The 13,913-nt window shown below is 69.6% G+C and carries 14 protein-coding genes; 8 read left to right on the top strand and 6 right to left on the bottom strand.

The features are described 5' to 3' along the window. Positions 1 to 215, bottom strand: a 215-nt coding sequence (locus tag AABN02_RS02995; RefSeq protein WP_338413433.1) for a DUF1176 domain-containing protein, incomplete at its 3' end; no start/stop codon positions are given. A gap of 103 nt (positions 216 to 318) precedes the next feature. After that, the gene (locus AABN02_RS02990; RefSeq protein ID WP_338413437.1) at positions 319 to 1,113 is read right to left on the bottom strand and encodes an exodeoxyribonuclease III; all 795 of its coding nucleotides are present in this window, start codon (positions 1,111 to 1,113) and stop codon (positions 319 to 321) included. A gap of 27 nt (positions 1,114 to 1,140) precedes the next feature. On the opposite strand from AABN02_RS02990, the gene pyrE reads away from it, so the two are divergent. Together pyrE and AABN02_RS02980 are read left to right on the top strand one after the other, a co-directional pair. Continuing rightward, complete coding sequence (gene pyrE / locus AABN02_RS02985) at positions 1,141 to 1,833, top strand: orotate phosphoribosyltransferase (RefSeq protein ID WP_338413432.1); 693 nt, start codon at positions 1,141 to 1,143, stop codon at positions 1,831 to 1,833. Next, a complete protein-coding gene (locus AABN02_RS02980; protein WP_338413431.1) occupies positions 1,830 to 2,513 on the top strand; it encodes a DUF4124 domain-containing protein in 684 nt (227 codons plus the stop codon). The genes pyrE and AABN02_RS02980 overlap by 4 nt, the downstream gene beginning before the upstream one ends. On the opposite strand, the gene gatB is transcribed toward AABN02_RS02980, so the two are convergent. Next, positions 2,479 to 3,930: an Asp-tRNA(Asn)/Glu-tRNA(Gln) amidotransferase subunit GatB gene (gene gatB, locus AABN02_RS02975; protein ID WP_338413430.1), complete on the bottom strand. Its 1,452-nt coding sequence runs from the start codon at positions 3,928 to 3,930 to the stop codon at positions 2,479 to 2,481. The genes AABN02_RS02980 and gatB overlap by 35 nt on opposite strands. Positions 3,931 to 4,091: 161 nt before the next feature. After that, the gene (locus tag AABN02_RS02970) at positions 4,092 to 4,325 is read right to left on the bottom strand and encodes a hypothetical protein (protein WP_338413429.1); all 234 of its coding nucleotides are present in this window, start codon (positions 4,323 to 4,325) and stop codon (positions 4,092 to 4,094) included. A 219-nt stretch (positions 4,326 to 4,544) separates the two neighbouring features. Between AABN02_RS02970 and AABN02_RS02965 the strand changes: the two genes are divergently transcribed. Next, positions 4,545 to 5,048, top strand: a complete 504-nt coding sequence (locus AABN02_RS02965; RefSeq protein ID WP_338413428.1) for a TlpA disulfide reductase family protein — start codon at positions 4,545 to 4,547, stop codon at positions 5,046 to 5,048. A 27-nt stretch (positions 5,049 to 5,075) separates the two neighbouring features. Here the strand turns inward: AABN02_RS02965 and AABN02_RS02960 are convergent, their stop codons facing one another. Further along, positions 5,076 to 5,795 (bottom strand): DUF4197 domain-containing protein, encoded by a 720-nt coding sequence (locus AABN02_RS02960; protein WP_338413427.1) that lies wholly within the window; start codon positions 5,793 to 5,795, stop codon positions 5,076 to 5,078. Between the two features lie 118 nt (positions 5,796 to 5,913). Here AABN02_RS02960 and AABN02_RS02955 point away from each other — a divergent pair, with 118 nt between their 5' ends. Next, positions 5,914 to 6,558 carry an FMN-binding negative transcriptional regulator gene (locus AABN02_RS02955; RefSeq protein ID WP_338413426.1) on the top strand — a complete coding sequence of 215 codons (645 nt, stop codon included), beginning with the start codon at positions 5,914 to 5,916 and terminating at the stop codon, positions 6,556 to 6,558. 19 nt (positions 6,559 to 6,577) lie between these two features. Here the strand turns inward: AABN02_RS02955 and AABN02_RS02950 are convergent, their stop codons facing one another. Next, positions 6,578 to 7,792, bottom strand: a complete 1,215-nt coding sequence (locus AABN02_RS02950; protein ID WP_338413425.1) for a 6-phosphofructokinase — start codon at positions 7,790 to 7,792, stop codon at positions 6,578 to 6,580. Positions 7,793 to 7,966: 174 nt separating this feature from the next. Here AABN02_RS02950 and AABN02_RS02945 point away from each other — a divergent pair, with 174 nt between their 5' ends. From AABN02_RS02945 to AABN02_RS02930, 4 genes are all read left to right on the top strand, one after another. Further along, positions 7,967 to 9,619 (top strand): phosphoethanolamine--lipid A transferase, encoded by a 1,653-nt coding sequence (locus tag AABN02_RS02945; protein ID WP_338413424.1) that lies wholly within the window; start codon positions 7,967 to 7,969, stop codon positions 9,617 to 9,619. Beyond that, a complete protein-coding gene (locus tag AABN02_RS02940) occupies positions 9,616 to 10,284 on the top strand; it encodes a phosphatase PAP2 family protein (RefSeq protein WP_338413423.1) in 669 nt (222 codons plus the stop codon). The genes AABN02_RS02945 and AABN02_RS02940 overlap by 4 nt, the downstream gene beginning before the upstream one ends. 606 nt (positions 10,285 to 10,890) lie before the next feature. Then, complete coding sequence (locus AABN02_RS02935) at positions 10,891 to 12,378, top strand: DUF2868 domain-containing protein (RefSeq protein ID WP_338413422.1); 1,488 nt, start codon at positions 10,891 to 10,893, stop codon at positions 12,376 to 12,378. Next, positions 12,375 to 13,901, top strand: coding sequence for a GTPase domain-containing protein (locus AABN02_RS02930; protein ID WP_338413421.1), 1,527 nt, complete (start codon positions 12,375 to 12,377; stop codon positions 13,899 to 13,901). Before AABN02_RS02935 ends, AABN02_RS02930 begins: the two co-directional genes overlap by 4 nt. Positions 13,902 to 13,913 lie beyond the last annotated feature (12 nt).

The following is a 13,913-nucleotide window of genomic DNA, read 5'->3' as shown; positions in this document are numbered from 1 at the left end:
TGGCCGGGGCCGGCCTCGCGCCGGATGATCAGCGCGGCCCGGCCACCGGGCGGAGCGTCCTCACCCTGGCGACCGTAGCCCTGCGCCTCGCAGCGCCGCGTGTTGTCACAGCCGACCACCCAGTCGCGGAAGGTGTGCAGTTTCCCTAGTCCGTCGGCGGTCAAGGCCGTGCCGGAGAGCATCAGGAGGGTGGTGGCGAGCAGAGATCGGAACATGCAGGACGCCTCGAATCGGAAATGGGATCAGCAGGGGTCAGCAGGCATCAGCAGCGGGAACGGTGGCGCCACGACCGCGATGCGGCCAGTGGAGCCTCCCCCGTCAAATCTGAACGTCGTAATCCACCGTCAACGGCGCATGGTCACTGAACCACTGCCCCTTGTAGATCGACGCCGACCGCGCCAGCGCCGCGACACCCGGCGTCGCGAGGTGGTAGTCGATCCGCCACCCCACGTTCTTCGCCCGCGCCTGCCCGCGGTTGCTCCACCATGTGTAGCACTCGTCGGTGGTGTCGGGGTGCAGCTGCCGGTAGACGTCGACCAGCCCGCCCTCGGCCGGGTCGAGCAGCCGGGTCATCCACGCCCGCTCCTCGGGCAGGAAGCCGGAGTTCTTCCGGTTGCCTTTCCAGTTCTTCAGGTCGGCTTCCTTGTGGGCGATGTTGACGTCACCGACCAGGATGAACTCGCGTTCGGCCTTCAGCGCCATCAAGTGCGGGAAGATCTGGTCGATGAAACGGAACTTGGCCTGCTGGCGTTCCTCGCTGGAGGAGCCGCTAGGGAAGTAACAGCTGATGACAGAAAGCTTGCGCTCGGGCGTGTCGTGGCGGACTTCGACGTAGCGGCCCTCGTCATCGAACTCGGGGGTGCCGATGCCGGTGATCACCTCGGTCGGGGTGTGCCGGGTGTACATCCCGACCCCGGAGTAGCCTTTTTTCTGCGCAAAATGAAAATGTCCGTGCATTCCGTCGAGGACGGTGTGGGAGGGGCTCAGATCCTGAGCTTGGGCTTTCACTTCCTGCACCCCCATACAATCGGCCTGTACGGTTTCGACCCATTCCAGCAAGCCCTTGCTGGAGGCGGATCGGATGCCGTTGAGGTTGAGGCTGACCAGTCGCATACCAGACCCTTTTGATCGTCCAAGCAGATGACCCAAGACGCAAGCTCCCCCCGCACCGACGCTCTTGCCCAGGATTTCGTGGCCTTCGCGGTCGATGCCGGCGTGTTGCGCTTCGGCGAGTTCAAGACCAAGGCGGGGCGCTTGTCGCCCTACTTCTTCAATGCCGGTCTCTTCGACGACGGCGCCAAGCTGGGCCGTCTGGCGCAATTCTATGCACAGCGGCTGCTGGCCTCGGGGCTGGAGTTCGACATGCTGTTCGGCCCCGCCTACAAGGGCATCACGCTGGCCGCGGCCGTCTCGATCGAGCTGGCGCGGCTGGGCAAGAACGTGCCCTACGCCTACAACCGCAAGGAAGCCAAGGACCACGGCGAGGGCGGCACGCTGGTCGGCGCCCCGGTGCAGGGCCGCGTGCTGATCATCGACGACGTGATCTCGGCCGGCACCTCGGTGCGCGAGTCGATCTCGATGATCCAGGCCGCCGGTGCCACGCCCTGCGGCGTGACGATCGCGCTGGACCGCCAGGAGAAGGCCAGCGAGAACGGCGTCGATGCCCCGCATTCGGCCGTGCAGTTCGTGCAGCGCGAACTCGGCCTGTCGGTGGTGGCCATCGCCACGCTGACCGACCTGCTGGCGTATCTGCAAGGCCAGAGCGATCCGCGCCTGAGCAGCAGCCTGCCGGCGGTGCAGGCCTACCGCGAGCGCTACGGAGTCTGCACGTGAGCCCCGCCCGCGCAGTTGCCCTGGTGCGGCTGGCGGGATCCATGCTGCTGCCGTTGACGCTGGCGGCGGCCAGCCTGTCGGCGCAGGCGGCCAACATCTACACCTGCGTCAATGCCAAGGGCCAGCGCATCACCTCGGACCGGCCGATCGCCGAATGCATCGACCGCGCGCAGGAGCTGCGCAACACCGATGGTTCGGTGAAGCAGGTCGTGCCGCCGTCGATGACCGCCGAGGAACGCGCAGCGCACGAAGAACGGCTGCGCCAGGAGATGGCCGCCGAGGCCGTGCGGCGTGACGCGATCCGGCGCGACCGCAACCTGCTGAGCCGCTACCCCGACGAGCTGCGCCACAAGCGTGCCCGCACCGCCGCCCTGGAGCCGCTCAACACGGCGCTGAAGGCCACCGAGCGCCGCCTGACCGAGCTGGAGCACGACCAGAAGCGCCTGCAGCAGGAAGCGGAGTTCTTCAAGGGCCGCGAGCTGCCCCGCGAGCTGAAGATCAAGTTCGGCCAGAACCAGGCCGCACTGCAGGCCCAGCAGGACGCCACCCAGAACCACCTGGCCGAGATCCAGCGCATCAACGCCAGCTACGACCAGGAGCTGGTGCGCCTGAAGCGCCTGTGGGCGGGCGCCGCGCCGGGCAGCATCAGCCTGCCAGCTTCTTCTTCAGCAGCTCGTTGACCTGGGCCGGGTTGGCCTTGCCCTTGGTGGCCTTCATCGCCTGACCGACCAGCGCGCCGAAGGCCTTTTCCTTGCCGGCGCGGAAGTCCTCGACCGACTTGGCGTTGGCGGCCAGCACGGCGTCGAGGATGGCTTCCAGCGCGCCGCTGTCGTTCATCTGCTTGAGGCCCTTGGCGTCGATCACGGCGTCCACGTCCGAGCCTTCACCGGTCCACAGCGCCTCGAACACCTGGCGGGCGGCGTTGTTGGAGATGGTGCCGTCCTGGATGCGGCTGATCAGCGCGCCGAGCGTCGCGGGTGCCACGGGCGCCGCGGCGATGTCGCCGCCATCGGTGTTCAGGCGCTTGCTGATCTCGCCCATGATCCAGTTGGCGACCAGCTTCGGCTGCGCGCAGGCGGCGTTGGCGGCCTCGAAATAAGCGGCGGTGGCGCGGCTGGCGGTCATCATCGCCGCGTCGTAGGCGGGCAGGCCCTGCTCGCGCTGCAGGCGTGCGGCGAGCGCGCCAGGCAGCTCGGGCAGCTCGGCGCGCACACGCTCGACCCACTCAGGCGCGATCACCAGCGGCGGCAGATCCGGGTCGGGGAAGTAGCGGTAGTCGTGCGCGTCTTCCTTGGTGCGCATCATGCGGGTCTCGCCGGTGTCCGGGTCGAACAGCACGGTGGCCTGCACGATCTCGTAGCCGTCCTCGATCTGGTCGATCTGCCACTGGATCTCGTAGTCGATCGCCTGCTGCAGGAAGCGGAAGCTGTTGAGGTTCTTGATCTCGCGGCGGGTGCCGAAGGGCTGGCCCGGTCGGCGCACCGACACGTTGGCGTCGCAGCGGAAGGAGCCTTCCTGCATGTTGCCGTCGCACATGCCCAGCCACACCACCAGCGTGTGCAGCGCCTTGGCGTATTCCACCGCCTGCTTCGACGAGCGCAGCTCCGGCTCGGTGACGATCTCCAGCAGCGGCGTGCCGGCGCGGTTCAGGTCGATGCCGGTCATGCCGTGGAGGTTCTCGTGCACGGACTTGCCGGCGTCTTCCTCCAGGTGGGCGCGGGTCAGGTTGAGCTTGAACAGCTCGCCATCGACAAAGAACTCGACCACGCCGCCCTGCACGACGGGAATCTCGTACTGGCTGATCTGGTAGCCCTTGGGCAGGTCGGGGTAGAAGTAGTTCTTGCGCGCGAAGATCGACATCGGCGCGATGGTGGCGTTCACCGACAGCCCGAACTGGATCGCGCGCTCGACCGCGCCGCGGTTCATCACCGGCAGCGAGCCAGGCAGCGCCAGATCGACCGCGCAGGCCTGGGTGTTCGGCTCGGCACCGAAGCGGGTCGAGGCGCCGGAGAAGATCTTCGACTGGGTCGAGAGCTGGGCGTGGGTCTCGAAGCCGATCACGACTTCGTAGCCGCGCACGAGGAGGGATGCGGTCATGGGGCAGATTCTTCCGGAGAGGCGCACCGGCCGGGTGTCGGCGTGCGCAGAACGGAAATGCTACGGCATTGCGCTGCGACCCGGGCGGCGCCCGGACGTGACAAGGGCTCCACGAGGGAGCCCTTGGACCGGTTTCGCGGCGCGTGGCCGCGGAGGTCGGTTTACTTGCTGGCGGCCGGAGCGGCGGCCATCGGGCCGGAAGCGGCGCCAGCAGCCGGCTTGGCGGCGTGCTTCATGTCGTGCTTCATCTCGGCCTTCTTGTGCTGCTGCATCTTGGCGTGCGGCTTGGTCATCGCAGCGCCCGAAGCGGCCGGAGCAGCGACGACTGCAGCGTCGGCAGCCAGTGCGCCGAACGAGATCAGGGAGGCGGCGAGTGCGGCAAACAGAGTCTTCATGGCGAGTGTCCTTCGGGGTCTGGTTATGGAGAGCAATGCAGTGCCTTGCGGCCTTTGTTCAACGCGCCCATGGCGCTTCGGTTGACCGGCCCCGGAATCGAAATGATCAATCCGTACTGCGCCACGGCCGAATAGCCGCGTCGGCGCCGGTGGGATGTGGTGGCGCAAGGCTTCGTGCTTACACTCGGTGTTCCGCTTCCGCTGGATCGTCCTCACACCATGAAAATCGCTCGTCTGGCCATTGGCGCCGCAGTCCTGGCCGCTGTCGCGCTGGCCGCCACGCTGGCCGTGGGCGGCAAGGAGATGGCGCCGGTCGTCCAGTACACCCTGCTCGACGGCACGCAGCAGCGCAGCGACGCGCTGCGCGGCAAGGTCGTGCTGGTCAACTTCTGGGCCACGAGCTGCACGACCTGCGTCAAGGAAATGCCGCACCTGATCGAGACGCACCAGAAGTTCAAGGACCGCGGTTTCGAGACGCTCTCGATCGCGATGAGCTACGACCCGCCGGCCTACGTGATGAACTTCGCCGAGTCGCGCAAGCTGCCCTTCCGCGTGACGATGGACAACACCGGCGAGATGGCCAAGAAGTTCGGCCAGGTCCAGCTCACGCCGACGACCTTCGTGCTCAACAAGAAGGGCGAGATCGTCAAGCGCTATGTGGGCGAGCCGGACTTCGCGCAGCTGCATGCGCTGCTGGAAAAGCTGCTGGCGGAGTCGGCGTGACCTTGCCGCACGCCGGCTGGTGTCCACTCAACCCTTGAGCGCCCCGAACACCGACTGCAGGATCTTGCTCCCCGTCCCGATCGGATCCTGCCGGATCTTCTTCTCTTCTTCGCCGATCATCAGGTAAAGCCCGTCCAGCGCCTTGGCCGTCACGTACTGCTGGATGTTGGCCTGCTGGTCGTTGACGAGCCCCAGCGCCTTGGCCTTGCCGGCGATGGCGTTGTACTTCTGCGCCAGCGAGACCTTCTCGGTGGCCTTGGTGACGATGGGCAGGAACTGCTCGCCCATCGGGCTGCGGGTGCGTTCGGCGAAGAAGTCGGTCACCGAGGTCTCGCCGCCGCGCAGGATCTGGGTGGCGTCCTGCACCGACATCGACTTCACCGCGTTCACCAGCAGTGGCTTGGCGGCGGGCACGGCCTGTTCGGCGGCGCGGTTCATCGCGGACTCCAGCGCGTCGATCTTGGCGCCCTGGCCGAAGGTGCGCAGCAGCTTGGCGCCCTGGTTCAGCCACTCGGGCAGCGCGATGTGCACCAGCGGGTTGTTCAGGAAACCACCGTCGCGTCCGAGCAGGCTCACGGCCGAGCCGGCGCCGCGCTCCAGCGCGGCGCGCAGGCCTTGCGTCGCATCGAGTTCGCTCAGCGCCCAGCCGGGCAGCGCAGCGGTGCCACCCAGCAGGGCCGCGGCGCGCAGCAGGGCCAGGCGGCGGGCGGCGTTCACGGTGGCGGCGGTGTGCGCGTCGAGGGTCATGCGGGTCTCCTTGGGGTTTGTCGGATCAGGTGGACAACGCGGGAATGCTACTCTGCGCAGACAGGGTTGCGTGTTGCCGAGCCTGTGGATAAGTTTCTGGATAACCGTTGGAAAGTCGATGTACCAACCCGCCCATTTCGTCGAATCGCGGCCGGAGGTGCTGCACGCGCTGATGCGCGACCACCCGCTCGGCCTGCTCATCACCCACGGCGCCGACGGTCTGGCCGCCAACACGGTGCCCTTCCTGTTCGAGCCTGGGGTGGGTGGCGCCTGTGGACAACTGGTCGGGCATGTCGCCCGCGCCAACCCCCTGTGGAGAACTGCATCCGACGCCGCCGAGGTGCTGGTGGTGTTCCAGGGCCCGCAGACCTACATCAGCCCCAACTGGTACCCGAGCAAGGCCGAGACCGGCAAGGCCGTGCCGACGTGGAACTACGTGATGGTGCAGGCGCGCGGACGGCTGCAGGCTGTGGATAACCCGGTCGCGGCACGGGCGATCGTCACGCGTCTGACGGCCACGCACGAAGCGAAACAGGCCCGTCCCTGGTCGGTCGATGACGCGCCGGCCGACTACCTCGACGCCCTGCTGAAGGCGATCGTCTGCATCGAGATCGCTGTGGACAAGTTGGAAGGCAAATGGAAGGTCAGCCAGAACCAGCCCGCGACCAACCGCGCGGGCGTGGTGGCGGCGTTGCATGCGGCTGGTGGCGACGAGGCGGCGGCCATGGCCCGGCTTGTGGATAACAGGGCTGTGGATAACTGATGGTGGCGCGCTGGCAGGCTCAGCGCCCCAGCACCTTCGCCACCGGATTCGGCCGCAGCCGGAACGCATCCGGCATCCCGGCGCCGAGCAGCGGCCGCAGGTAGAGCCGGAACGCATCGGTCACGTCGGTGCCGCTGGCGCTGAGGAACTCGTCCTCCATCGTGCGCGTCTTGCCGGCCACGGCCTCCAGCGGCAGCAGCGTGTAATCCGCCGCGTAGTAGCCGGCGCGCTGGATCGCCACCGAGCCATCCCGCCCGCCCCACATCGCGAACTGCACCGCCTTCTCGCCGACCTCGCGCGCCTCGCGCTGGTCCACGTCGCTGACGCAGCCGATGAAGCTGCGCTGCAGGTAGCCGAAGGTGTCGCCGCGCACGCGCTTGATGCCCAGCCGGCGCTTGATCTCCTCGCACAGCAGATCGGCCAGCGCGCCGGTGCCGGAGAGCTGCACATTGCCGTGGTCATCGAACTCCATGTCCTTGGCCAGCGTGGTGATGACGGGTGTGCCGGCGGCGTCGTGGATGCCCTCGCTGACGGCGATGACGCAGCGGCCGAGGCGGTCGTAGGTGGCCTTCACGTCGGCCAGGAACTGCGCGAGGTCGAAGGTGCGCTCCGGCACGTAGATCAGGTGCGGGCCGTCGTCGTCGAACTTCTTGCCGAGCGCCGACGCCGCGGTGAGGAAGCCGGCGTGGCGGCCCATCACGACGCCGACGTAGATGCCCGGCAGCGCCGCGTTGTCCAGGTTCGCCCCGGCAAACGCCTGTGCCACGAAGCGTGCCGCACTCGGGAAACCCGGCGTGTGGTCATTGCCGACGAGGTCGTTGTCGATGGTCTTGGGGATGTGGACGCAGCGCAGGTCGTAGCGCGCCGCCTGGGCCTGCTCGCTGACGATGCGCACGGTGTCGGACGAGTCGTTGCCGCCGATGTAGAAGAACTGGCCGATCTGGTGTGCCTGCAGCACCTTGAAGATCTCGCGGCAATAGGCCTCGTCGGGCTTGTCGCGGGTCGAGCCGAGCGCGGACGAGGGCGTGGCGGCGACGAGTTCGAGGTTGTGGCTGGTTTCCTGCGTCAGGTCGACCAGGTCTTCGTTGACAATGCCGCGCACGCCGTGCCGCGCGCCGTAGACCGACTCGACGCCGCGGTGCCGCCGCGCTTCGAGCACGACGCCGACGAGCGACTGGTTGATGACGGCGGTCGGGCCGCCGCCTTGGGCGACCAGGATCTTGGCGGGATTCATGCAGCGGATCTCCTCGGGCGAACGGGGTGTGGCGGCCCGTCCGGGGTGGACATGGCCCGGGATCATCCTACGCCGCAGAGCACGCTGGCTCGGGGACAATCCCGGCCCGCGATGCACCGCCCGGAAGGGCCCGCTGCTCAGCTCTGATTCATCCCACTCCGGTTCACTCCCGCGATGCCCAACACTTCCACCTTTCGTTCCCGACCGGCCGGCATTCCCAGTGAATGGGTGCTGCTGGCGGTGAGCCTGCTCTGGGCGCTGACCTGCCACCGGCCGTTTTTCAGCGCGGCGCTGCAGGGGCGCAGCTGGTCCGATCCGACCAGCTGGGGCTTCGGCGCGGCCCTGTTCGTCGGGGTACTGGCCTTGAACTTCGTGGTGCTGGCGCTGTTCTGCCACGGGCGTGTGCTCAAGCCGCTGGTGGCTGTGCTGCTGGTCGTGGCCGCCGGATCGACCCATTTCATGGAGTCGTTCGGGGTCTATCTCGATCCGTCCATGCTGCGCAATGCCCTGCGCACCGATGTGGGCGAGGCGCGCGAGCTGCTCAGCCTCGGCTTCGCGGGGCGGCTGCTGCTGCAGGCGGTGCTGCCGATCGCGTTGCTCTGGGGCATTCAGCTGCGCAAGCGCAGCGTCGGCCGGGCGCTCGGACTGCGGCTGCTGTGGATCGTGGGCGGGGTGGCGGTGCTGGTGGGGGCGGTGATGGCGGTGTTCCAGCCCTTCTCCTCGCTGATGCGCAACCACAAGGAGATCCGCTACCTGATCACGCCGACCAATGTGCTCTGGTCGACCGGCAGCGTGGTGGCCGAGGACCTGAAAGGTGCGGCCAAGCCCCGCCAGCCGATCGGCCTCGACGCCGCCCCCGGCCCGCGGATGCAGGCGCGTACGCGGCCGACCGTGCTGGTCCTTGTCGTCGGCGAGACGGCGCGGGCGGCCAACTGGGGCCTGAACGGCTACGCGCGCCAGACGACGCCGGTGCTGGCGAAGATCCCCGCGCTGGTGAACTTCCCGCAGGTGACGAGCTGCGGCACGAACACCGAGGTGTCGGTGCCCTGCCTGTTCGCGCCGGTCGGGCGGCGCGACTATGACGAGGCGACGATCCGGGGGAGCGAGTCGCTGCTGCATGTGCTGAAGCGCGCGGGCGTGGGCGTGCTGTGGCGCGACAACCAGTCGGGCTGCAAGGGCGTGTGCGAGGGCTTGCCGAGCGAGGAAATGGTCCGGCTGAATCCGCCCGGCCTGTGCGCGGACGGCCGGTGCATGGACGAGGCGCTGCTGCTCGGCCTGGACGAACGTCTGGCGCAGGCCGAGGGCACGCAGGTGATCGTGCTGCACCAGCTCGGCAACCATGGCCCGTCCTACTTCCGCCGCTACCCGGAGGCTTTCGCGAAATTCCAGCCGGCCTGCACCCAGGACGACCTGCGCCAGTGCACCCAGGCCGAGATCGTCAACGCCTACGACAACGTGCTGCTCTACACCGACCATGTGCTGGCGACGCTGATCGCGCGGCTGCAGGCGCGGGCGGCGACGGTGGACAGCGCGGTGCTCTATGTCTCCGACCACGGCGAGTCGCTGGGCGAGTCCAACCTGTTCCTGCACGGCCTGCCCTACGCGATCGCGCCGGACGTGCAGAAGCAGGTGCCGATGGTGATGTGGTTCTCCGAGGGCCTGACCGCCGCCGCCGGGCTCGACCTGGACTGCGTGCGCCGCCGCGCCACGCAGCCCGCCGCGCACGACCACCTGTTCCACACCGTGCTCGGCCTGACCGATGTGCACACCGCGCTGTACGCGCCGGACTGGGACCTGCTGCGCGCTTGCCGCAAGGCGCAGCCATGAGCCGTCGCCGGGACCTTGGGTGGCTGGCGGCAGCGCTGCTGCTGCTGATCGGCTGGGACCTGGCGGGCGCGGATCTGGCGGTGGTCCGCTGGTTCGGATCGCCCACCGGCTTTGCCTGGCGCGCCTCCTGGTGGACCAGCGGGCTCATGCACGAGGGCGGACGCTGGCTGGCGTGGGCGGTGCTGCTGACGCTGGTGGCCGGCATCTGGCGGCCGTTGCCGGCGTTCGCAGGGCTGGCACAGCGCGAGCGGGTGGGCTGGGTGCTGGTGACGCTGGCGGCGGTGCTGCTGGTGCCCTTGCTCAAGCGGGTGAGCCTGACGAGCTGCCCGTGGGACCTGGCCGAGTTCGGCGGCATGGCGCAGTACGTCTCGCACTGGCGCTGGGGCGTCGGCGATGGCGGGCCGGGGCGCTGCTTTCCGTCCGGCCACGCGGCGGGGGCGTTTGCGTTCTTGAGCGGTTTCTTCGTGCTGCGGCCGCACGGGTCGGTGCCGGCGCGGCGCTGGCTGGCGGGCGTGGTCCTGGTGGGGACACTGTTCGGCGCAGCCCAGTTGGTGCGCGGTGCGCACTATCCGAGCCACACGCTGTGGACCGCGTGGTTCTGCTGGGCGGTCTGTCTGGCCGGGCAGGCCCTGTGGCAGCTCCACCGGCCTGACTTACCGCGGTAAGCCGCCCGACTTTCCGACCGTAAGACACCCCTTCCGGCACGCTGGGGCAGGGGAGGGCGCCTGATTCCAGTTGGTGAGTGCCGGCTTCGGAAGTGTCGAAGTGAGCGCAGGCTTTTGAGGAGGGCCATGCTGCATGGGTGACTGCGGGTCGGTCCGGGGGTGTACAGACGTGCCAAAGCCGGCGCCCCTTGCGGAGGCACCGGCGAAACGCAGTCGCGGCGGTGGTCGTGGCCGGGGGGATCGACGCCGGGCGGCTCCCGGCCGCGCGGACGCCGCAACGGCCGGCGGCGCTGGGGCGCGCGGCCGGTCAGAACATGGGGGGTCAGATGGCGCCGGGCGCGTAATCGGGCGGCTCGCACCGGACTAGTGAGCGCTTCCTCACCACCGATCGGCCACGCCCACGGCGCCACTCCCGACCGCAGCAAAGCGGCCAGGGGGGTGCACAGCAGCAGACGGACCAGCAGGGCGACGAGCATGAAGACGCAGGAGTGGAGGCCGTCCGAGTCTGCCGCCCGGCCCGGTCGGGCGGTGGCTGGATGAAGCGGTGCTGAACGGCCCATCCTGTCGGATCGGGGCGGGCGAGGATCCGCGCGGTACAGTGTTCCGATGGATGAACCGACCGCCCGACAAGTGCTGCTGATCCAGGCGTTCGAGACCGCCGGGACCGACCATCCGCTCTGGACCGCCGAGGACCGGCGCTGGGCGACCCGCGTGGCGCTGGAGGGCGCCGAGCCCTCCGGCCGTGCCGACCGCTTCATCGCCGCCCGCGCCGATGCCGCTGTCCGGCGCTTGGCACCGCGCGCGGCGCCGGTGTCCGCGTGGCTGTCGCACCACTTGTGGCACCGTCGCTGGGCGGTGGCGGCCTTGCTGCTGGGGCTCGTGCTGGGGTTCGTGGCCGACACGGTCGGGGCCGGACACCGCATCAACCTGCTCGGCACCACCGTCTGGGGGCTGGTCGCGTGGAACCTGCTGGTCTACCTGCTGCTGGTGCTGCCGTTTCCGGATGGCTGGCTGCGCCGCGGTCTGTCCCGGCGGATGCTGGACCTGCGCGGCCTGCTGCGCGGGGCGCGGCGCGAGCCGGTGTTCGACCGCGTGGCGCAGATGTGGACCACTGCCAGCGCGCCGCTGTCGCTGGCGCGCGCCGGGGTGCTGATGCACCTGGGCGCGGCCGGGCTGGCGCTGGGGCTGATGGCAGGGCTGTATCTGCGCGGCCTCGGGCTGGATTACCGTGCCGGCTGGGCGAGCACCTTCCTCGATGCCGCCACGGTGCACCAGATCCTCGGCACGCTGTACTGGCCGGCCCAGCAGGCCCTGCACGCGCTGCAGTGGTCGCCCTTCGTGGTGTCGCCCATCACCCTGCCCGATCTGGCCGGCTTCGAGGCCTTGCGCATGGTGGGTGGCGAAGCCCCTGCCCCCACGCCCGCCAACAGCGCCGCGCCGTGGATCCACCTGCAGGTGCTCACGCTGGCGCTGTTCGTCGTGGTGCCGCGGCTGGTGCTGGCGGCGCTCGGCGGGCTGCGGGCGCTGTGGTGGTCGAAGCGGTTTCCGCTGAAGCTGCAAGGCGATCCCTACTTCGATGACCTGCTGCGCCAGCAGCGCCGCGAGCAGGCGCGGGTGACGCTGCTGCCCTATGCGCAGGACGCCGCCACACCCGCCGAACACGAGGCGCTGCGCACTTGGTTGCAGCCGCTGCTGGGCGAGACGATGCAGTGGCAGGTGATGCCGGTGCGGCCCTATGGCAGCGAAGACGAGGTGGCGCTGCAGCAGTCGCTGGTCGGCCGTCCGACGCTGCTGCTGGCGCGCTTCGACCTGTCGGCCACGCCGGAAACCGAGGTCCACGGCCGCTGGCTGCACGCCTTGCAGATGGCCACGCGCCAGGCGGGTGCGCCGCGTGGCGTGCTGGTTGTCGAGGAGAGCAGTTTCGTGCAGCGCTTCGGCCAGACGGCGCCTGAGCGCATCGAACAGCGCCGCGCCGCTTGGCAGGCCCTGGCCTCTGATGTGGGCATGGAGGTACTGGCCGTCCGCGCGGGCGTGCCGGTGGAGCCGTCCGCCACGACACTGCGCCGACAGCTCGATGGAGCGCCCGCCGCATGAGTCGCCGTGACAACACCCTCGCGCTGAGCCTCGTCTCGCACACCAACATCGGCAAGACGACGCTGGCGCGCACGCTGCTCGGCCGCGACATCGGCACCGTGCGCGACGCCACCCACGTCACCGACTTCGCCGACGAACACCGCATGGTCGACACGCCGCAGGGCGAGTGCCTGACGCTGTGGGACACGCCCGGCTTCGGCGACAGCGTGCGGCTGGCCAAACGCATGCAGCAGTCCGGCAACCCGATCGGCTGGCTGCTGACGGAGGTCTGGGATCGCTGGCGCGACCGCGCCTTCTGGGCCAGCCAGATGGCGCTGCGCAATGTGCGCGACGAGGCGGACGTGGTGCTCTACCTCGTCAGCGCGGCCGAGTCGCCTGAGGCGGCCGGCTACGTGACGCCAGAAATGGAGCTGCTGGCGTGGACCGGCCTGCCCGTGATCGTGCTGCTCAACCAGCTCGGCGCGCCGGGACAGCCCGCGCAGGAAGCGGCCGAGATCGCGCGCTGGCGCACCCATCTGGCGGGGCAGCCGCAGGTGCGTGCCGTGCTGCCGCTGGATGCGTTCGTGCGCTGCTGGGTGCAGGAGCTGACGCTGCTGCAGGCCATCGAAACCGCCCTGCCGCCCGCGCGCCAGCCGCTGATGGGCCGGCTGCGCGGCGTCTGGCAGGCGCAGCGCCTGGCCACCTTCGACACCGCGATGCGCACGCTGGCCGACAGCCTGGCGCGCATCGCCCATGCCCGCGAGACCGTGCCCGAGGCCGGCACGCTGCGCTCGGCGCTGCGCCAGGTCGGCAGCGCGCTGGGGCTGCGCCGCGAGGAGGGCGATCCGCGCCAGAAGGCCCAGGAAGCGCTGATCGCGCGGCTCGACAGCGAGGTGCGCACCAGCACCAGCGACCTGCTGCGCCTGCACGCGCTGGAAGGGCAGGCCGCGGCGGAAGACATCCTCGCGCGGGTCGGCAGCCAGTTCGACCGGCGCGAGCGCGTGGGCACCGGCACGGCGGCGGTGATCGGCGGCATGGTGTCGGGTGCGCTCACCGGGCTGGGCGCCGATCTGGCCACGGGCGGGTTGACGCTGGGTGGTGGGCTGATCGCCGGCGGCGTGCTCGGGGCACTGGGCGCGATCGGGCTGGCGCACGGGGTCAACCTGGTCCGTGGGCTGGACGAGTCGTGGCTCGGCTGGCAGCCCGAGGCGCTGGACGCGGCGGTCGAGGCCGCGCTGCTGCGCTATCTGGCGGTGGCGCATTTCGGGCGCGGGCGCGGCCCGTGGGCGCAGGCGGAGGCGCCGGTCTACTGGCGTGAGGTGGTTGCAGCCACCCTTGCTCCGCACCGCAGCGCCTTCGACCAGCTCTGGGCCGACCGCAGCCAGCCGGAAGCGATCGAAGCGGCCACTGCCGCGCGGCTGGCCGATCTGCTGGAGCAGGTCGGGCGGCAGGTGCTCGGGGTGCTTTACCCCGAGGTGTCGGTGGGATGGTCGGCGCGCGCGGCGGACGAGCCGCCAGTGCAGGTGGTTTTGCCGGCACGCTGAAACCTGGCTGGT

This window comes from uncultured Sphaerotilus sp., assembly GCF_963924895.1.
Taxonomy (GTDB): domain Bacteria; phylum Pseudomonadota; class Gammaproteobacteria; order Burkholderiales; family Burkholderiaceae_C; genus Sphaerotilus.
This window is presented reverse-complemented; position numbering and strand designations above follow the sequence as displayed.